This window comes from Streptomyces sp. Edi2 (assembly GCF_040253635.1).
In the GTDB taxonomy this organism is placed as follows: Bacteria; Actinomycetota; Actinomycetes; order Streptomycetales; family Streptomycetaceae; genus Streptomyces.
The window spans coordinates 1,284,783-1,303,228 of the sequence record NZ_JBEJGX010000003.1; the positions used below are offsets into that span (position 1 = coordinate 1,284,783).

The 18,446-nt window shown below is 72.2% G+C and carries 16 protein-coding genes; 6 read left to right on the forward strand and 10 right to left on the reverse strand.

Annotated elements, in window-relative coordinates:
* Positions 1–9: 9 nt before the first annotated feature.
* The 5 genes from ABR737_RS09045 to ABR737_RS09070 form a co-directional block, all read right to left on the reverse strand.
* The gene (locus ABR737_RS09045) at positions 10–786 is read right to left on the reverse strand and encodes an SDR family oxidoreductase (RefSeq protein WP_350249668.1); all 777 of its coding nucleotides are present in this window, start codon (positions 784–786) and stop codon (positions 10–12) included.
* A 291-nt stretch (positions 787–1,077) separates the two neighbouring features.
* On the reverse strand, positions 1,078–2,091 hold the full coding sequence (locus ABR737_RS09050; RefSeq protein ID WP_350249669.1) for a DUF4331 family protein: 1,014 nt from the start codon (positions 2,089–2,091) through the stop codon (positions 1,078–1,080).
* A gap of 349 nt (positions 2,092–2,440) precedes the next feature.
* Positions 2,441–2,941, reverse strand: a complete 501-nt coding sequence (locus ABR737_RS09055) for a hypothetical protein (protein ID WP_350249670.1) — start codon at positions 2,939–2,941, stop codon at positions 2,441–2,443.
* 286 nt (positions 2,942–3,227) lie between these two features.
* Positions 3,228–3,422 carry a CsbD family protein gene (locus tag ABR737_RS09060; protein WP_350249671.1) on the reverse strand — a complete coding sequence of 65 codons (195 nt, stop codon included), beginning with the start codon at positions 3,420–3,422 and terminating at the stop codon, positions 3,228–3,230.
* Between the two features lie 362 nt (positions 3,423–3,784).
* Positions 3,785–4,579: a 3-hydroxybutyrate dehydrogenase gene (locus ABR737_RS09070; protein WP_350249672.1), complete on the reverse strand. Its 795-nt coding sequence runs from the start codon at positions 4,577–4,579 to the stop codon at positions 3,785–3,787.
* A gap of 359 nt (positions 4,580–4,938) precedes the next feature.
* Here ABR737_RS09070 and ABR737_RS09075 point away from each other — a divergent pair, with 359 nt between their 5' ends.
* Positions 4,939–5,517: a hypothetical protein gene (locus ABR737_RS09075; protein WP_350249673.1), complete on the forward strand. Its 579-nt coding sequence runs from the start codon at positions 4,939–4,941 to the stop codon at positions 5,515–5,517.
* A gap of 187 nt (positions 5,518–5,704) precedes the next feature.
* On the opposite strand, the gene ABR737_RS09080 is transcribed toward ABR737_RS09075, so the two are convergent.
* The 3 genes from ABR737_RS09080 to ABR737_RS09090 form a co-directional block, all read right to left on the reverse strand.
* Positions 5,705–6,226 carry an NUDIX hydrolase gene (locus ABR737_RS09080; RefSeq protein WP_350249674.1) on the reverse strand — a complete coding sequence of 174 codons (522 nt, stop codon included), beginning with the start codon at positions 6,224–6,226 and terminating at the stop codon, positions 5,705–5,707.
* Positions 6,227–6,421: 195 nt separating this feature from the next.
* Positions 6,422–7,039: a hypothetical protein gene (locus ABR737_RS09085; protein WP_350249675.1), complete on the reverse strand. Its 618-nt coding sequence runs from the start codon at positions 7,037–7,039 to the stop codon at positions 6,422–6,424.
* 116 nt (positions 7,040–7,155) lie between these two features.
* Positions 7,156–8,040 (reverse strand): glutamate racemase, encoded by an 885-nt coding sequence (locus ABR737_RS09090; protein ID WP_350249676.1) that lies wholly within the window; start codon positions 8,038–8,040, stop codon positions 7,156–7,158.
* 184 nt (positions 8,041–8,224) lie between these two features.
* Here ABR737_RS09090 and ABR737_RS09095 point away from each other — a divergent pair, with 184 nt between their 5' ends.
* Positions 8,225–9,427, forward strand: a complete 1,203-nt coding sequence (locus ABR737_RS09095; protein WP_350256726.1) for a glycosyltransferase — start codon at positions 8,225–8,227, stop codon at positions 9,425–9,427.
* 42 nt (positions 9,428–9,469) lie between these two features.
* On the opposite strand, the gene ABR737_RS09100 is transcribed toward ABR737_RS09095, so the two are convergent.
* Positions 9,470–10,786 (reverse strand): TerD family protein, encoded by a 1,317-nt coding sequence (locus tag ABR737_RS09100; RefSeq protein WP_350249677.1) that lies wholly within the window; start codon positions 10,784–10,786, stop codon positions 9,470–9,472.
* Between the two features lie 246 nt (positions 10,787–11,032).
* Between ABR737_RS09100 and ABR737_RS09105 the strand changes: the two genes are divergently transcribed.
* The 4 genes from ABR737_RS09105 (at position 11,033) to ABR737_RS09120 (ending at position 15,799) form a co-directional block, all read left to right on the forward strand.
* Positions 11,033–11,548, forward strand: coding sequence for a DUF6643 family protein (locus tag ABR737_RS09105; RefSeq protein ID WP_350249678.1), 516 nt, complete (start codon positions 11,033–11,035; stop codon positions 11,546–11,548).
* Between the two features lie 47 nt (positions 11,549–11,595).
* On the forward strand, positions 11,596–12,420 hold the full coding sequence (locus ABR737_RS09110; RefSeq protein WP_350249679.1) for an MOSC domain-containing protein: 825 nt from the start codon (positions 11,596–11,598) through the stop codon (positions 12,418–12,420).
* A gap of 182 nt (positions 12,421–12,602) precedes the next feature.
* Positions 12,603–13,196 carry an Rv1733c family protein gene (locus ABR737_RS09115; protein ID WP_350249680.1) on the forward strand — a complete coding sequence of 198 codons (594 nt, stop codon included), beginning with the start codon at positions 12,603–12,605 and terminating at the stop codon, positions 13,194–13,196.
* Positions 13,197–13,363: 167 nt separating this feature from the next.
* Positions 13,364–15,799, forward strand: a complete 2,436-nt coding sequence (locus ABR737_RS09120) for a right-handed parallel beta-helix repeat-containing protein (RefSeq protein WP_350249681.1) — start codon at positions 13,364–13,366, stop codon at positions 15,797–15,799.
* Here ABR737_RS09120 and ABR737_RS09125 read toward each other — a convergent pair.
* On the reverse strand, positions 15,769–18,291 hold the full coding sequence (locus tag ABR737_RS09125; protein ID WP_502964298.1) for a hypothetical protein: 2,523 nt from the start codon (positions 18,289–18,291) through the stop codon (positions 15,769–15,771). The two genes, ABR737_RS09120 and ABR737_RS09125, sit on opposite strands and share 31 nt — an antisense overlap.
* Between the last annotated feature and the right edge of the window lie 155 nt (positions 18,292–18,446).

Sequence of the window (18,446 nt, forward strand, 5' to 3'; positions counted from 1 at the left end):
CCCCGGCAACTAGCGCAGCGTGTAGCCGCCGTCCGGGTAGATGGTCGAGCCGGTCATGTAGCCGTTGGTGAAGAGGAAGAGGACTCCATGCGCGATCTCGTCCTCGGTTCCCAGCTGGTGCAGCAGGGTGTCGTTGCGGTACTGCGCAAAGCTGGCATCACGCTCGTGAGCCGGTCGCTGTGCCCAGAGGTTGCCGTCGACGGTGCCCGGCGAGATCACGTTGACCCGCACAGGAGCGAGTTCGACCGCGAGGCCCCGTCCGAGTCCTTCGATGGCGGCATTGCACGCGGCGTACGCCGGAGCGGGCGCCGGGGGCCGCGCCCCTGCGGCGCCGGACATGAGGACGATGGAGCCGTCGGGCGGCAGCAGGGGTGCCGCGTATTTGGCCACGTGGTACTGACCCCAGAATTTCGAGGTGAAGGGGCTCGCCGCGTCGGCATCGTCCAGCTTCAGCATCGGCCCTACGCGGTAGGACGCCGCGGTCGTGAAGACGTGATCGACCCGGTCGCATGCGCGGAAGAGCAATTCGACGGAACGAGGGTCCGTCACATCCACCGCCTGCCAGGTGGCAGCCTCCCCCACCTCTCGTGCCGCGGCAGCCAGCTTCTCCGGTGTACGGCCTCCCAGCACAACCTTCGCTCCTGCCGCGGCAGCCTGATGGGCCACACGCAACCCGATCCCCGAACCACCACCGATCAGAACGACTGCACGGCCGGCTAAGTCATGGTGGTGAGGTGACGGACTTGCAGGGGAAGCGGTGGACAGCACCGACATCGAACGCCTCATCAGGTAGAAACGAGCTGGTCGACGCCCTCAACGGACATCACCACCCGCATATTCCTGCCGAGTACCCCACCTGCACTGGGCCTCAAATTCCCGACGAGTGCCCAACCGTCGCTGGACCTCATGTCCCTGCCAGGGTCCCCAACCGGCGCCGGACCGGACGCCTTCTTGTCTTCGCGGAACGCCGCACCAATCGCAACAGCCCTGGGACAGACACCCCGATCGGACCAGGGTGCGACCTCCGTCGAGAGGTCAACGGCACGACACAACCAAACCCGAATCATCGTCGTGGGGTCAGCCTCCCTTGGGGTGTGGATTTCCGAGGTAGGGAAACTCGTTCAGGAGGTCGGTGTGGGGGGTGAGGCCGGTGGGAGGGATGTCGCCCTTCGAGAGGAAGGAGAGCCGGTAGTTGATGACGTCGTCGGTGAAGACGCGGCCGTTGGGATATTGCGCGGGCTTCGAGGGGTCAAAAGCCAGCATGTCGGGGAGGATGCGGTCGGCGTCAATCGCCGCGATGGCTTCTTCTCGTGTGTAGTTGCCGGTGTGCCCCATGAGATGGACGAAGAGGTCGGTCCAACGCTCGCGATCGTTCACCGGCTCACTGGCGTTGTACTCCTCCTTCGTCTCGTCGGTGTTGAAGAAGCTGCTGACCGAGGGGTGACCCGCACGGTCGGCGTGGACGAGCCGGCCGTCCTTCCGCACACTGCACCGGCCCCAAATACGGATCTCGGGATCGGCCCGGAGCTCACTCGTCGGCAGTTCCACCACCGTCGAGAACACGTTGGCTTCCGTGTTGGAGTCGACACCGGTCCACGGTGATGTGCCACCGAGATGAGGCGCGGTGAAGTTTCTGCCGCCGGTGGTATCGAAGAGATTCTTGATCCCGTCGAAGTCGAAGAAGAAGGCGTCGCTGCGACTGCCGGCGAAGAAGGTGTAGGGGCCGGCGGTGAAGCGGTTTGCCGTGGTGCCGAACGACACGTCCGCGTCGGTGACGACCTTCTTTCCGACGGCTTCGGCAGAGCGGGCCTCCTCGCCGGTCGCCATGAAGACGCTGAAGGTCTGACGGCCGTCCTGCGGTGGAGAGAACACGTAACTGAACGCCATGTCGGCAAGACAGTCGCCGTCATTGTCGATGTTGAGGCGATAGATGGCATCAGGATGCAAAGCATCGGCATTCGGATTTGCGTTGAGGATGAGCACCGTCCTCGCCGGGTCAGTGGGCGACTGAAAAGCGTAGAGGTCACAGAGGTCGAGCCTTTGGTCCCCGAGCGGTGCGCCAAGACTGAGGCCGGTGAAGTGATTCGACATCCTGCATGTCCTTTCGCTGGGACGGTCCTACCGCCAGGCGAGGCCAGGATCGGGCGCTGGGGAACGCACGTGTTCTTTCCCCCTGCCAAGGCGGGCTATCAGGCATGACCCGGATATTGGAGCATGAATGGTGCCGAATCGATTGCATTCATGGCATTAGGCCGGGCTCGTTGATTTCTGCGCGGCTGAGGTGAGGGGACAACGAGCGAGGGGGCATAGGAAGCCGGTGTCTGCTGAGTGTGCGCGGGGTCGCCCCATGAGGAGGAATGCTCGGGAAATGGCTGCTACGTTCCCTGAACCGTGGAGTGGTCGGCTTCACCGTCCCCTCCACACCCATATTGACGAGTGGTCAGTCGAGATGCAGCAAGAGGAGCAGGCCGCCCACGAGAGCGATGGGCAGCCCCAGAGCGCGGAGGAACCCGGGCCGGGAAAATGGCTGGGGTACGTAAGGCGTCTCGACGCGTCCGTGTGCCCAGAGCATTTCGCGGTGCCGCTCAGCCGCCTTCTTCTGCAGGCGATCGCATCTGCGGCGAATCAGACCGCCGACATCGAACAGCACGGCGGCTCCCACCGCTATGTACACCACTGCGAGCAAGATTCCCATGGCGAAGAGCCTATGACGCGATGAGGGGAGAGTGATGAAGGGGAGAGTGAGGTCGGGCTGACGCCCCTCCTGGCCCGGGCTCGGGCCGCGGTCACGGGCCGGTGCGCCCGCCCCGCTGGTCGCCACCGCACCGGTCGCGCTGGTCGCCACCACGCCGCTCGCCACCACGCCGCTCGCGACCACGCCGCTCGGGGCCGCGCCGCTCGCCGGCTTCGACAGCCCGACGCCAATCGCCCTGTATGTCATCGCCGCGGCCCTGCTGACGCCGCTCGCGGTGGGCGCTGACGCCGCTCGCGGTGGGCCTGGCGCGCGAAACCCGCAGCCGGGGCTTCGGCTGCGGTGGGCGGCACGGCGACGGCCGGGCCGCTCCATACGAAGGGCACGGGAGCGGCGGAAGGCCGGGCATCGTCGGCCGTACCGTCCTGAGGGGTACGGCCGAGGGGCCGGGGAACCTGATGTTCGGCGGGGGCGTGGCGGGCCCGGGGACGCTCCGGGAGACGGGGCAGCAGGTCCGCCACGCCCCCGCCGGGCGTCAGGAGTGGTTCTTGCTCTTCAGGGAGTCCTTCATCCCCTGGATGTTCTCCTTGGCGTCGCCCATCGCGCCCTTGGCCTTGCCCTTGGCCTCGTCCGTACGGCCTTCGCTCTTCATGCGCTCGTCGCCCGTGATCTTGCCGGCCTTCTGCTTGGCCTTGCCCTTCATCTTGTCCATGGCGCCTTTGTCACCCATGACGAACTCCTCTGTGCGGTGGGAAGGGGGGAAGCTTCGGCCACCACGCTGCCGCAGGTCGCGGCGGCGCGCACCCGGAGGCGGCTATCGGTACCGACCGGCCGCGGGCCCGGCGCGGAGCGGCTTCCCCGTCTACCCGCCGGTATCGCCCGTCACTGCGGCGGACAGCTGGTGCAGCCGCAGCGCCGGTTGGATTTCCGGGGAGCGTGCCGGTGTCTGTCTGCCATTCGGGTCGCAGCAGCCGGCTCACCCGCTCCAGGCACTGGGCGACGGTGTTCACATGGGCATGCAGGGCGTCCTTGGTACGCGGGCCGGGCTCATCCCGCAGGCGAAGCAGGCGTCGAGGGTGCGCGGCAGTTCCGTCAATGCGCCGTCCAACCCCCGTCCATCACCAGCGAGGTGCCCGTCATGAAGGAGGCCTGGGGAGTGCAGAGGTAGGCGACGGCCTCGGCGACCTCCTCCGGTTCGAGCAGCCGCTTGAGGGCGGAGTCGGCAAGCAGGAGGTCCGTCAGTACGCGTTCCTCGGGGATGCCGTGCGCCGCGGCCTGGTCGGCGAGCTGCCGTTCGACGAGCGGGGTGCGGACATAGCCCGGGTTGAGGCAGTTGCTGGTGACGCCGTGCGCGGCGCCCTCCAGGGCGGCGGTCTTCGACAGCCCTTCGAGGCCGTGTTTGGCCGCGACGTAGGCGGACTTGAAGGGGGACGCCCGCAGGCCGTGCACGGACGAGATGTTGATGACACGGCCCCAGCCCTGCGCGTACATATGAGGCAGCGCGCCCCGCAGCAGCCGGAAGGGCGCCTCCAGCATCACGGTCAGCACCTGGTGGAAGACCTCGGGCGGGAACTCCTGGATGGGGCGGACGAGCTGGAGGCCCGCGTTGTTGACGAGCAGATCGGTGCCGGCCGCGGCCCGTTCGGCCGCATCCAGATCCGTGAGGTCCAACGGCCGGGGTTCGATGCTGCCGCGAGCGCCGTCCGGGTGGGCCGCCACGAGGGCGGCCAGGCCGTCGGCGTCGCGGTCCACCGCGCGTACCGTGGCGCCGGCCGCCGCCAGCCGCAGGGCGCAGGCGCGTCCGATGCCACTGGCCGCGCCGGTGACGAGCGCCGTGCGGCCGTCGAGGTCGAGGGATACCGGGCCTGGGGTTCCGATCACTGTCATGTCCGCACCCTAGGCAGGGGGCGGACGGGTCCGGCTCCGATGCGCCCCGGCGCGATACTGCTCGGGCCGGAGATGGCAGCGGCGGCCCACGGATGTGGCGGCTCACGTCAGATGTGGCGGCCCACGTCAGGCGTGGCGACCACATCAGGCGTAGCGGCTCACGTCAGATGTGGTGCCCGCACCTCATCCGCACCCGCCATGGCGAGCCGCGAGCCGCCGCTCCCGACCGCCCGCCCACTTCACCCGATCGGTCGCCCCGGATCGCCGGCGCCCCGGTGGGCCCCTAGCGTCGGACGACGCAGCGTGCCGTCTGCGCACCGCCGCCCCATCCGCGCACCGCCGCCCCGAGGGAGACCGACATGCGGAGGCTCATCGCCGTGCCGACGGTGCTGCTCGCCCTGGCCGCGGCGGGCTGCGGCGACGCGGAGAACGACCGGAGCCCGACGGCCGCGGCATCGTCCGCCGCGGGCAACGGTCCGGCACCGGGCAGAACCCCGGACGAGGGCGCCGGCTCCGCCTCCCCCACCATCCCCGGGCAACCGATGGACTGCGGCGAGCTCGACGACGCACTGGGCAAAGCAGGGGACGTCGTCCTCTACGCGGATCCCGGAGCCGGCGGCACCGTGGGCTGTGACGAGGCCCGCCAGGTGATGTCCGAGTTCTTCGTGCGGGCGCCGCACGAGGCCCGGGACGACCGGGGCACCCTGGCCGTCCGGGGCTGGTTCTGCCAGTACGAGAGCGGCCCCACCGGCACCTGGATCACGACCTGCCGCAAGGACAAGCGGGAGATGCACACCGAGGAGCCGGCCGATCAGCCCTCCGCCCCGGGGTCGCCCCGGGAACCCGGCGGACCGGATGGACCGAACGGGTCGCAGCTGCCCTCGCTCCCGGGTGAGCCCTCCGATCCGATGGACGAGCCGTCGACGGAGGAGCTGTAGGCCGCCCTCCGGCCGCCGGGGCAACTGCCGGGGCTCTCTCCCCCGCCGTCTCCCCGCCGGAGGAAGAAACTCGGCCGGAGGAGGACTCGGCCGAACGAAGGAAGACCGCCGGAGGCAGGAAGCCGGCCGGAGCAACGAATCCAGGAGCCGCCCCGAAGCGCTGCGGGCCGCCCACGGGGCAGACTCCTCAGGCCTGAGGCCCCTCCGGTTCCGCCGCCGCCCCCGTCTCGGGCTCCGCCTCCATCGTGTGGAACCAGGTCGGCCCGGCCTCCATCGCCCGCTTGATGCGGGTCAGCGCGTACTCCTCGAGCTCCGGCAGGGCGTCCACGGCGAACCAGCCCACGTCCAGCGACTCGTCGTCATTGACCTTCGCCTCGCCGCCGACCGCCCGGCAGCGCAGCGTCACGTCCATGAACTGGCAGACATCGCCATTGGGGTAGCGGGTGGGCGGCATGGTCTCGACGAGGACGACGCCCTCGGCCACGACCCGCACCGCGGTCTCTTCGTAGACCTCACGCATCGCGGTCTCGGCGGGCTGTTCGCCGGGCTCGGGGATGCCGCCGATCACCGACCAACCACCGGTGTCGGCCCGCTTGCCGAGCAGGACGCGGCCTTGGTCGTCGAAGACGACCGCGCTCACCCCGGGCAGCCAGAGCAGCTGCCGGCCGATGGAGTTCCGGAGGTCGCGGATGAATTCGGGGGTTGCCATGCTCCGACCCTACGGGACACCCCTGACGGACCCCCTGTGCCCGGGACGGGGCCAGGTGCGATCCCGGGGACAGCCGCGCGCGGTACCGCGGACGAGCCGCTTGCGGCCCCAGGGACGACCCACCTGCCGCCCCGGGGACGAGCCGCATGCAGTGCCGGGGGAACCGGGCCGCTGACCCGGCCCGCTCGCCGGTGTTCAGGCGCCCGCCGGGGTCCCCTTGCGCGGCCGCAGCCGGCCGCGGATGGCCCGGACGGCGCCTTCCGCGTCGTCGACGGTGACGGTGAAGTCGCGTCCGTCGCCGAGCCGCACCACCACGCCCTCGCCGCGGCGGACGACCACCGCCGTGCCCTGCTCGGGGCGCCAACGGTAGCCCCAGCCGCCCCAGTGGCGCGGGGTGACCTGGGGGGTGAAATCGGCGCCGACGACGGTGTCGAGGGGGATCCGGCGGCGTGGCACCCCTATATGGCCGCACCGCACCTCCAGCCAGTCCTTGTCGATGCGTACCGCGACATGGACGTAGGCGAGCGTGCCGAAGAGCACCAGCAGGCCGACCGCGACACAGCCGACCACCGACATCACCAGGGGCGCGAGGCCCGCGGTCCAGTTGCTCTCGACGGCGAGCTCGATGCCCAGCGCAAGACAGCCCGCACCGACCGCGGCCAGCAGCCACTGGACGCGGTTGGTGGCACTGCCGTGCCAGACCTCGGGGATCTCCGCATGGGAGCCGCTGGTGGGTCGCGCTCCGCTGTCGGCGCCCTCGGTCGTGCCGGAGTCGTCGGGGGCTGCTGCCCCCTCGTGGGGGTGGTCCCTCATGAGACGCAGCGTACGCGTCTTTGCACGCTGTGGCAGCGCGTCGGACGGCCGTTCACGGCCCGGAGTGCGGCACCGCCGACGTCATGATCGATGTCATCGCCGAGTCATGGCCGGTGTCAGCGGCGGGCGGCCGCGGCAACCCCGTCGGCGGCCGGGGCGACCCCGTCTGCGGCCGCGGTGCCCCCGTCCGGGGCACCCTCGTCCGGGGTCCCCGAGGCGATGTCCGTACGGCTCTCGGCGAGCAGCCGGCCCTCGGCGAAGGTGAGCGCCACGGCCGGCAGTCCGGCGGGGCGGCCGCTGAGGATCACGCTCAGGGCGCCGGTCGGGGCGGCCGCCGGCGCCGGCTCGGCACCGATGCGGCGCAGCGTCTGGGCGGCGACCGCCTCGGCGGAGCCGTGCAGGACGAGCGCGGGGGCAGCGGGCTGCTGGAGCGCGGCGCGGATGCGTTCGGCGACCAGTTCGTAGTGGGTGCAGCCCAGGACGACGCTGCGTACGTCCCGCGGGGTGCGCTGCGCGGCGGCCGCGATGGCGTCGTCGATCGCGGCCTCGTCGGCGGCGTCGATCGCGTCGGCGAGCCCCGGGCACGGTACGCCGGTGATCTCCACGCCCTGCCCGAACCGCTCGATCAGATCCCGCTGGTAGGGGCTGCCGGTGGTGGCGGGGGTGGCCCAGATGGCGACCGGGCCGCCACCGGCTGCCGCGGGCTTGATGGCCGGGACGGTGCCGATGACCGGCACATGGGGTTCCAGTTCGGCGCGGAGTGCCGGCAGTGCGTGCACGGACGCGGTGTTGCAGGCGACGATCAGGGCGTCGGGGTGGTGGGCCGCCGCGGAGCGGGCCACGGCCAGCGCATGCGCGGTGACGTCCTCGGGGGTGCGGGGCCCCCAGGGCATACCGTCCGGATCGGAGGAGAGGACCAGATCAGCGTCCGGCCGCAGTCGCCGCATGGCGGCGGCCGCCGCGAGCAGCCCGGTCCCGGAGTCCATCAGCGCGATCTTCACCCGGACACTTTACTCAGTTGTGCGTCCGGCTTGTCATACCGGGCACGGCGGGCGGGCGGCCCGCCGGGGGCAGAGCGTGAGCGGCAGGCGTCCCGCCGGCCCCGGCCCGGGCCGGGTTCCGTGACACCGCCCCGATCGCCCATGCGCGCCGGTCGTGGTGCGGCAGACTGCCGCCGTGAGCGCGATGGAGTGGATCGGTGCCGGGTCGCTGCTGGCCTGGGTGTGGCTGCTGCTGGGACAGGGCTTCTTCTGGCGGACGGACGTCCGGCTGCCGGAGCGCCGGGATCCGGAGCGCTGGCCGTCGGTTGCGGTGGTGGTCCCGGCGCGCGACGAGGCCGCGGTGCTGCCGGACAGCCTGCCGTCGCTGCTCGGGCAGAAGTACCCGGGCCGGGCGGAGGTGTTCCTGGTCGACGACGGCAGTACGGACGGGACCGGCGCACTGGCCCGGGAGCTGGCGACCGCGCGCGGGGGGCTGCCGCTCACGGTGTCCTCGCCCGGCGAACCCGAGCCGGGGTGGACGGGGAAGCTGTGGGCCGTACGCCAGGGGATCGCGCTGGCGCGGGAGCGGGTCGCGCCGGAGTACCTGCTGCTGACCGATGCGGATATCGCGCACGAGCCGGACAGTCTGCGGGAGTTGGTGGCGGCGGCCCGGTCGGCGGACCTGGATGTGGTGTCGCAGATGGCACGGCTGCGGGTGGTGACCTTCTGGGAGCGGCTGATCGTGCCGGCCTTCGTGTACTTCTTCGGGCAGCTGTATCCCTTCCGGTGGGTCAACCGTCCGGGGGCGCGGACCGCGGCGGCGGCCGGTGGCTGTGTGCTGCTGCGGCGGGAGGCGGCGGAGCGGGCGGGCATTCCGGAGGCGATCCGGCATGCGGTGATCGACGATGTGGCGCTGGCCCGTGCGGTGAAGCGCTCCCGATCGGACGGGGGCCTCGCGCTGCAGTTCGGCTCGGGCCGGCGGCGGGCGACGGGCGGGCGGATCTGGCTGGGGCTTGCGGACCGGGTCGACAGCGTGCGGCCGTATCCGCGGTTGGCCGAGCTGTGGCGGATGGTCTCGCGCAGCGCCTACGCCCAACTGCTGCACCAGCCGCTGCTGTTGCTCGGCACGGTCCTCGGTCTTGCGCTGGTGTATCTGGCGCCGCCCGGCGTCCTGGTGGCCGGACTGGCCGACGGCGACACGACGGCCGCCGCGCTCGGCGGGGCGGCCTGGGCGGTGATGTGCGGGACGTATCTGCCGATGCTGCGCTACTACGGGCAGCGGGCGTGGTGGGCGCCGCTGCTGCCCTTCACCGCGCTGCTGTATCTGCTGATGACCGTGGACTCGGCGGTTCAGCACTACCGGGGGCGCGGTGCAGCCTGGAAGGGCCGGACGTATCCGGCGCCCTGAACGCCCCCGGTCTCCCGGCCCCCGGTCCCCCCGGTCCTGGCGTCATTTGCGGGCCGGTGACCAGTCCAGGCCCCAGCCGTAGGCGTGGTCGACGGTGCGCTGCGGGCTGACGCCGGGCTCGGGGACGAGGTAGCGGGCCTCGCGCTGGACGACGAGTTCGCTGCCGGTGTTCGTGATCAGGGCGAGCGCGCAGACGGTGGAGGGCACCGTGCAGGCGTCGAGCGAGAAGTCGACGGGGGCACCGTGCCGGGGCTGGAGGGTGACCGTGGCGCTCAGGCCCTCGAAGCTGCGGGCGCCGGCGTAGACGGTGACGAAGATCAGGATGCGCTTGATGCGTGCCTGGTGGTCGAGGTTGATGGTCAGGTTCTCGCCAGCCGCGGCGGCGCCGGTGCGGTCGTCGCCGTCGAGCTGGATGAACGGCGGGGCGTGCAGGGCACCGAAGTTGTTGCCGAGCGGATGGACCACACCGGCGGCGCCATCGGTGAGTTCGTAGAGCGCGCACAGGTCGAGGTCGAGCTCGCCGGACGGGGGCAGCAGCGGCCCGCGGGCGCCCATGGCCTGCATCGCCTTGCGGCCGAGCGTCTTGCCGAGCCGCTTGCCCGCCGAGCCGCCGCTCCAGTTGAGGTTCACCCGCATCGCCCCGGCGGTGCCGCCCTGCTTCGTCAACGAGACGGCGGGGGCGTCCTTCGTGAGGGTGACTTTTGTCAGACGAACGGGAGGGGTGGGCGGTGCGGGCGAGGGAGTGCCCATGGCCGGAGCCGGCGCGGGCGGCGGAGTGCCCATGGCGGGAGCCGGGGCAGAAGCCGCGGCCGACGTCGCCGACTGCTGCGTCGCCGGTTCCTCGACGCTGATGCCGAAGTCCGTGGCCAGTCCGGCGAGGCCGGTGTCGTACCCCTGCCCCACCGCGCGGAACTTCCAGGCACCCTGGCGGCGGTAGAGCTCGCCGAGCACGAAGGCGGTCTCGGGGCCGGCGTCCCGGCTGTCGAACCGGGCGATCTCGGCGCCGCTCGCCGCGTCCAGCACCCGGATGTGCAGGCCGGGAACGCTCCCGAAGGGGCCGCCGTCGGCGGAGGCGGCCAGCACCACCGTGTCGACGGCGGGTTCGACCGAGGCCAGGGCCACGGTGAGGGAGTCGGTCATCGCACCGCCGGACGAGCGCTTGCCGTCATGGCGCACGGCACCGGAGGCGTGCGCGGCCTGGTTGTAGAAGACGAAGTCTCCGTCGTCGCGGACCTTTCCGGACACCAGAAGCAGGGCGGAGGCGTCCACGTCCGGTGTCCCCGGGGCGGCCTGCCAGCCCAGCTCCACCCGGACCTGTGGGGCCGGGACCGGAACATTGCTGCCCTTGAGCATCGACATCGCCGCGCCTTCCTCTCGTCCGCCGCGCCCCCTCTCCGGTGGCCCCTCCAACCTACTTGGCCCGAACCGCTCCGAACGTCCCTTGTTCACCTGCGAGAAGCGGGGTCTTTACACGATCCCTACGGGCGATCGCGACCGATTTCCACAAGTTCGCTCCCATTGGTGCTCCAGAGCCGCTCCGAACACGCAAAACAACCCTCTTTCCAGGCTCCCCAATCGGCACATCGTGGGCTTAACTTATGAGGCATGACCTCCCCCCGCTCTACCTACGGCGGCTACTACGCTTCGCCCTCCTTCCCGGACACCCCGATCTACGACAGCCTCGTCGCCGAACGTGGTACGCCGCAGATCGCCCCGATCCGGGTGAACCCCTCCCCTTACGAGACGGGTTCGTCCTATTTGCCGGCGCTCCCGTCGGCGCTGCCGGCCCTTCCGGCCGCGCCCTCCTACCCGTCGCCCGCGCAGAGCTATCCGGGAGCCGCCGCGCAGCCGGTCGCCCCGCTGCAGCAGGCTCCGGCGCCGTACATCCCGCAGCAGGCGGGCGGGCGCGGCTACCAGTCCCCGCAGCAGACGGGCGGCCGCGGCTACCAGTCCCCGCAACAGACGGGCGGCCGCGGCTACCAGTCCCCGCAACAGCAGCAGCCCCAGCGCCCGCCCATGGGCACGGGGTACGAGGCGATGCGCCCGGCCGCTCCGGTCGCGCCCCGGCCTGCCTCGCCGTACGACGATCCGTACGGCCGGCAGTATCCGCGCGGGTACTGACCCGGCCGGTCGGTCAACTGTCCGAGGCCGCTGGCAGGATGGATGGCATGCCCAAGCCTGCGCTCCAGTCGATCCATCTCTACCCGGTCAAAGCACTGGCGGGGCCCGGTCCCGGCGAGGCGGTCGTGGAGCCGTGGGGGCTCGCCGGGGACCGACGCTGGATGCTGGTGGACGCGGCGGGCAGGATGATCACGCAACGGCAGCAGCGGACACTCGCATTGGCGCACGCCGAGGGGCTGCCGGGCGGCGGCCTGCGGTGCACCGCGCCCGGAAGGAAGCCGCTGACGGTCGAGGCGCCCGCCTCCGGGGAGACGGTCCCGGTCGAGGTCTGGAAGGACGAGGTCGAGGCGGTGCCCGCCGGTCCGGCGGCGGACGCGTGGTTCGGCGGGTATCTCGGCGCCGAGTGCCGGCTGGTGTATCTCGACGCCCCGGAGAAGCGCCGGCCCCTCGCCCCGGGCTGGGGAGCGCCCGGTGACACGGTCAGTTTCGCCGACGGTTTCCCGCTGCTGCTGACGACCACCTCGTCGCTGGATGCCCTCAACTCCCTTGTCGCGCAGGGTGATCACGCCGACGAGGGGCCGCTGCCCATGAACCGTTTCCGGCCCAATGTGGTGGTGGACGGCACCGCCCCCTGGGCGGAGGACGACTGGCGGCGGGTCCGCATCGGCACCGTGGTCTTCGAGGCGGCCGAGCCCAGCGCACGCTGCGTGGTCACCGCCACCGACCAGTGCACCGCCGAGCGCGGCAAGGAGCCGCTGCGCACCCTCGCCCGGCATCGCCGCTTCGGTGACCGGCTGCTCTTCGGCCGCAATCTGATCCCCCGCGGGGCCGGCACGATCCGTGTCGGCGACCCGTTCGAGATACTCGGCTGACGGGCCCGCGCGACCGTTCGCCGTGGCCGCCCCGCGGTCGCGCCGCGGGCCCCCGGACATGCGTCATACGTCCGGTTGTCGCTCTTTGTACGGGGGGAAGTTGCTCGCTCTTCGCAGAACTCTCGCGTGGACCACCCCTGATGAGGTATCCACGGACACGGAGAGGGGGCACGATGCGAGCGATGAGAGGTGTATGGCGCCGGCGGCACAATCCGCTGTGGCGCCGGACCGATCGGATCGAGGCCTGGGTGGCGCTGGCCGCCGCCGTGCTGATCGTCCTCGGGGCGACCTCCGTGGGCTGGCTCACCGGACGGGCCGCACACGGCGCGCTGCTGACGACCGTACGGATACAGCACCAGCAGCGGCATCTGGAGTGGGTGACGGTCGACCGGCTGATCACCCGGACCCCGCTCGACCCCGATCCCGAGACCTCGTCGCAGCGCGATGCGCACCGCCGGGTCCTCGCCCGCTGGACGGCCCCGGACGGCACTGCGCGCCTCGGGCAGCTCGCCGCTCCGCGCCCGGTGGAGCCCGGTGAGCGGTTCCGGATCTGGACGGACGGCCGGGGCCGGGTGGTGCCGCGGCCGATGGACACCGACACGGCGGCCACGCATGCGGTGCTGGCCGGTCTGGGCACCGCGGCCGGCGTCGGCATGATGATCGAGGGTGCCCGGCGGATGGTCGTCTGGCAGCTGATGGTGCACCGCTTCCGCCGCTGGGACGAGGAGTGGGAGCGCGCCGGACAGGACTGGGGCCGGGCCGGCGCGGGGAGTTGAGGGCCTGCCTTTCCAGGCGGCTGACCGTGTCAACTGCCGCCCGCCGGGCGCGCTACGGTGGTGGCGCCAGCCTCTCGGCTGGGGCCCCGCAGACCCGAAAGCGGACATCCGCGGACGGATGGTGCCGGGCCGACAACAGCCACACGAGGTGGGGGCACGACAGCGCCATGGCACAGGGCTCGGTCCAGGTGACGCACTCCGGAACGTCGCGTTGGCGACGCCGCACGGGGGAGTACAGCTCGCTCGCCGCCGCCCTGGAGGCCGCCGGGGACGGCGATGTGCTGACCGTCCCGGCCGGCACCTACCGCGAGAATCTGGTGCTGGTGCGCGCGGTGACCCTGCGCGGCCCGGACGGGGCACGCGGGTCGGTGCGGATCGCCCCGGCCGACGGCGTGGCGCTGACGGTACGTGCCTCGGCCACCGTCCACGATCTGCATCTGGAGGCGACGGACTCCGCCTCGCCCGCGCTGCTGGTGGAGGACGGCGCCCCGGAGCTGACCGGCCTGCGCGTGGTGACCCGCTCGGCGTCCGGGATCGAGGTCCGCGGGGGCGCCCGCCCGACGGTGCGGCGCTGCACGGTCGACAACGCGGGCGGGGTGGGCATCAGCGTCCTGGACGGCGCGGGCGGCGTTTTCGAGGAGTGCGAGGTGATGGCCGCCGGGCAGACCGGGGTGGCGGTGCGTGGCGGGGCCCATCCGCGGCTGGAGAACTGCCGGATCCACCATGCCTCGGGCGCCGGTCTGTCGGTCAACGGCGAGGGCAGCGCGGTCGAGGCGGTGGGCTGCGAGCTGTACGAGATCAAGGGCGCCGGGATCCAGGTGGCCGCGCGGGCCACCGGCCACTTCACCGACTGCACGGTGCACCGCACCTCCGCCGACGGCGTCACCCTGGACACCGATGCGGTACTCACGCTCGCCGACTGCGATATCCACGACATCCCGGAGAACGCGGTCGATCTGCGGTCGCGTTCGGTGCTGACGCTGACCCGCAGCACGGTGCGGCACTTCGGACGCAACGGTCTGTCCGTATGGGACCCGGGCACGCGGGTGGATGCCAACCAGTGCGAGATCCATGACAGTACGGGCGACTATCCGGCGGTATGGGTCAGCGACGGTGCCACCGCCCTGCTGGACTCGACGCGGGTGCACGATGTGCCGGACGCCCTGTTCGTGCTGGACCGGGGTTCCCGCGCCGATGTCGTGGACTGCGACCTCGCCCAGGTCCGCAACACCGCGGTGTCGGTCAGCGACGGGGCGACCGTGCAGCTCGACGACTGCCGGATCCGGGACGCGGCGACCGGTGCGTGGTTCCGCGACCACGGCAGCGGCGGCACCCTCGCCAACTGCACCATCGACGGAGCGCAGACCGGGGTCATCGTCACCAAGGGCGCGGACCCCACCATCGAGGGCTGCACGGTCAGTTCACCGGCCGAGGCCGGCTTCTACGTCTCCGCGGAGGGCCGTGGCACCTTCCACGGCTGCCGGGTCACCGGGAGTTCGGGGTTCGGCTTCCATGTGATCGACGGCTGCCGTACGGCGCTGACCCGGTGCCGTACGGAGCGGTGCGCGCGCGGCGGCTACGAGTTCGCCGAGGGCGGCGCCGGGCAGGGCGACGGGCCGACGGTCCAGGACTGCACCAGCGACGAGAGCCGCGCCGTGCAGGCACCGGCCGCCGGTGCCGTGACGGCCCCCGTGGTGCAGCAGGTCACGCAGACGGCAGGGCTGCTGGGCAACGTCCCGGCACAGCTCCCGCCGCCCGCTGCCCCGGCCGCCCCGGAACCGGCCGTCAGCAGCCGGCCCTCCGACGAGGTGCTGGGCGAGCTGGACACCCTGGTGGGGCTGGAGAGCGTCAAGCGTGAGGTCCGCAGCCTGATCAACATGATCGAGGTGGGCCGCCGGCGCCAGCAGGCGGGCCTGAAGGCCGCATCCGTCCGCCGCCACCTGGTGTTCACCGGCTCCCCCGGCACCGGCAAGACCACCGTGGCGCGGCTGTACGGCGAGATCCTGGCGTCCCTGGCGGTGCTGGAGCGCGGGCATCTGGTCGAGGTGTCCCGGGTCGACCTGGTCGGCGAGCACATCGGGTCGACGGCGATCCGCACCCAGGAGGCGTTCGACCGAGCACGCGGCGGGGTGTTGTTCATCGACGAGGCCTACGCCCTCTCCCCCGAGGACTCCGGACGGGACTTCGGGCGGGAGGCCATCGACACCCTGGTGAAGCTGATGGAGGACCACCGGGAGGCCGTGGTGGTCATCGCGGCGGGCTACACCGCGGAGATGGAGCGCTTCCTGGCGGTCAACCCCGGCGTGGCGTCCCGTTTCTCGCGCACCATCACCTTCGGCGACTATGCGCCCGAGGAATTGCTGCGGATCGTCGAGCAGCAGGGCGAGGAGCACGAGTACCGCCTCGCCGAGGGGACCGGCGAGGCGCTGCTGAAGTACTTCACGGCGCTGCCCAAGGGACCGTCGTTCGGCAACGGCCGTACCGCGCGGCAGACCTTCGAGGCGATGGTCGAGCGGCACGCGGGGCGGGTGGCGGAGCTGGCCGCCCCGAGCACCGACGACCTCTGCCTGCTCTACGCGGACGATCTGCCCGAACTCCCCTGAGCGGGACGGCCGTCGGCACGGTCGTCGGCACGGTCGTCGGCGGCGTGGCGTCCCGCGCTGTCGTCGGCGCCCCCGCGTGCCGTGCCGTCGTCGGCATGGCCGTCGGCAGCCTGACGGCCCGTGCAGTCGTCGGCGGGCCGCTGTCCCGGCAGGTCCGGACCGAGCCGGGCGATCAGCTCGGCGCGCACCCGGCCGAAGACCGGGTCCGCCTGGTAGTCGCCGTGGCCCAGGATCTGGGCGGGCAGCGGGTTCTGCAGGGTACGGCCGAAGGCCAGCGGGTCGCGCAGCGGGCCCTCGTCGATCCGGCGGCCGTCGTCGCAGGTGAGCCGGATCGGGCCGCCGATGGGGTCGGTGAAGCGCCACAGGTTGCGCCAGTCGTCCATCTGGCGGTGCAGTCCGGTCAGTGCGGGCGGCCCGAAGAAGGCGGGGAACCAGCGTCCGTAGAGCCGTTCCAGGGGGCTGCCGTACGTCAGCAACGCGACCCGGCTGCGGGTGACCAGGTCCAGCTGCCAGACGGCTGCGGCCGCCAGCACACTGCCCTGGGAATGCCCGGAGAGCACCAGCCGACCGTCGAACCGCTCGGTCCAGGTGGCCATCCGCCAGGTGAGGTCGGGGACGGCGCGCTCGGCGTAGCAGGGCGGTGCGAAGGGGTGGGCGGCGCGCGGCCAGAACGTGCCGACGTCCCAGAGGATGCCGATGGTGCGGCGGGCCGAGTGGTCGCGGTAGGCGCGCCGGCCCATGGTGATCAGCAGTATGACGCCGGCGCTCATCAGCCAGGAGCCCAGGGATTCCGCGGTCTCGGCGGCGGCGTGCACGACCGGCGGCGCGCCTTCGGTGGCGCGGCCCGGCGCCCGGTCGCTGAGCCAGGCGCCGGCCACCGCGCCGGCGCCGAGGACGAGGGTGACGGCGGCGGTGGCCGCGACCAGGATCGGTGCGGAGTCGGTGAGCCCGGCGCCGGCGATGGTGCCGGCGATCCGTTTCGTGCGGCGCTCGTCGGGATGTTCGCGGGGGTCGTAGAGCCCGGGGACGTCCTTGGCCACCCGGCCGCCGACGATCACCACGCGGACGGCGGCGAGCACGACCACGATCGCGACGACCACCAGCAGGACGGGGATGACCGAGGCCTGCCAGGACAGCAGCACCGGCGGTCCGGGGATGGGCGCGTGGTCCTGGCCGGGCGTCGCCCCGCCGTCCAGCCAGTCGGCGAACCGCTGCGCCACTCCCCCGGACAGCACCCCGCCGACCGCGCAGGCCAGCAGGGCGACGGCGGGCCCGCCCATGCCGCACAGGGCGGTCCGGGCGTCGTCGGGGGCGGAGCGCTGCAGGACCCAGGCGGTCAGCGCCAGCGCGAGGACCAACAGGCCCTGGAGGACGGCGATCCCGCCGAAGGCGGCGGCACCGGGCAGGGCGCCGTGACTGTGGACTCCGGGGCGCGCCCAGCCGGTGTGCACGACGATCAGCGCCAGCGCACCGAGGGCGGCGAACGGCAGCGCCCGCACGACCAGATGGTCGGATTCGTCGTCCGGTACGGCCTCGCTGCGGGCGGTGCGCCACACGACCACGACGGTGGCGGCCGCGAGCAGGATGACCACGGCGGTCAGGGCCCGGCCGGTGACCGCGAGGGCGGTGTCGCCGTCGTGTCCGTCGGCCTGTGCGCCGGCGCCGAGGAGGACGGCGGCGATGGTCAGCACGCCGGCCGTGGTGTGGGCGGCGCGCAGCCGGGCGACCAGCCGGCGGCCGTACCAGAAGCCGTCGAGGCTGAGCGCGGTGCGTTCGGCGACCGGGGTGTCGCGGGAGGTGCCGGGCTGCCGGGGCGGCGGCGAGGCGGATTCGTAGGCGCTCCAGGTGCGGCGGGAGAGCCACCACAGGAAGCCGATGACGAGCAGCGGCACCATGGAAGCGAGCGCGAGGCGGCGGCCCGGGGCGCTCCACCAGCCGGAGTTGTCGGGGCTGAGGAAGCCCATCCAGGATTTGCCCGCGGCACAGACGGTGGTGCCGGCGCACTGCCAGGCCGTGAGGTCGAGGGCGACCTCACAGGCCGCGGCGGCGAGCAGGACGGTGAGGGTGAGGGCGAGGATGCGGACCAAAAGGTCGTAGAGCCGCTGGGCCGGGTGCTCGGGCGGGGCGGCCGGGCGCATCCAGTGGGCGAGGTTGGCGACCATGAAGGGCACCAGGAGCAGCCACAGGGCACGGGCTCCGTTGCCCGAGGTGAGGTTGGACCAGCAGTACGCCTCACGGACCGGCTCGCCGCGGTAGTCGTCGGGCCGCTGCTCGGCGTCCGCGTCGTCCGTGCGGCGGTAGCAGGCGGCGGTGTCGTCGCCGGTGATCAGCTGGACGCGTGGGTCGCCGAGCATCTCCTGTGCGGTGGTGCCGCCGACGCCGTGCACCAGCAGCTCCAGGGAGAGGTGCGGCGGTGCGGCGGGCGGTGGCCCGTCTGCGGTGCTCTCACGGTCCGTTGGGCGCGCGTGCGGTGTCGGTTCCGCGGTCTCCACTGTTGTCCCCCGTAGTCGTGCTCGGCCGTCGTGTTCGGACGTCGTGCTTGGACCTCGTGCTTGAGCGTCGTGCCCTGAGATCTTGAACGTCGTGCCCTGAGATGGTGCTCTGAGGTCGTGCCCCGTAATCGGTACGGTTCGGTGCGGCGCCGTGC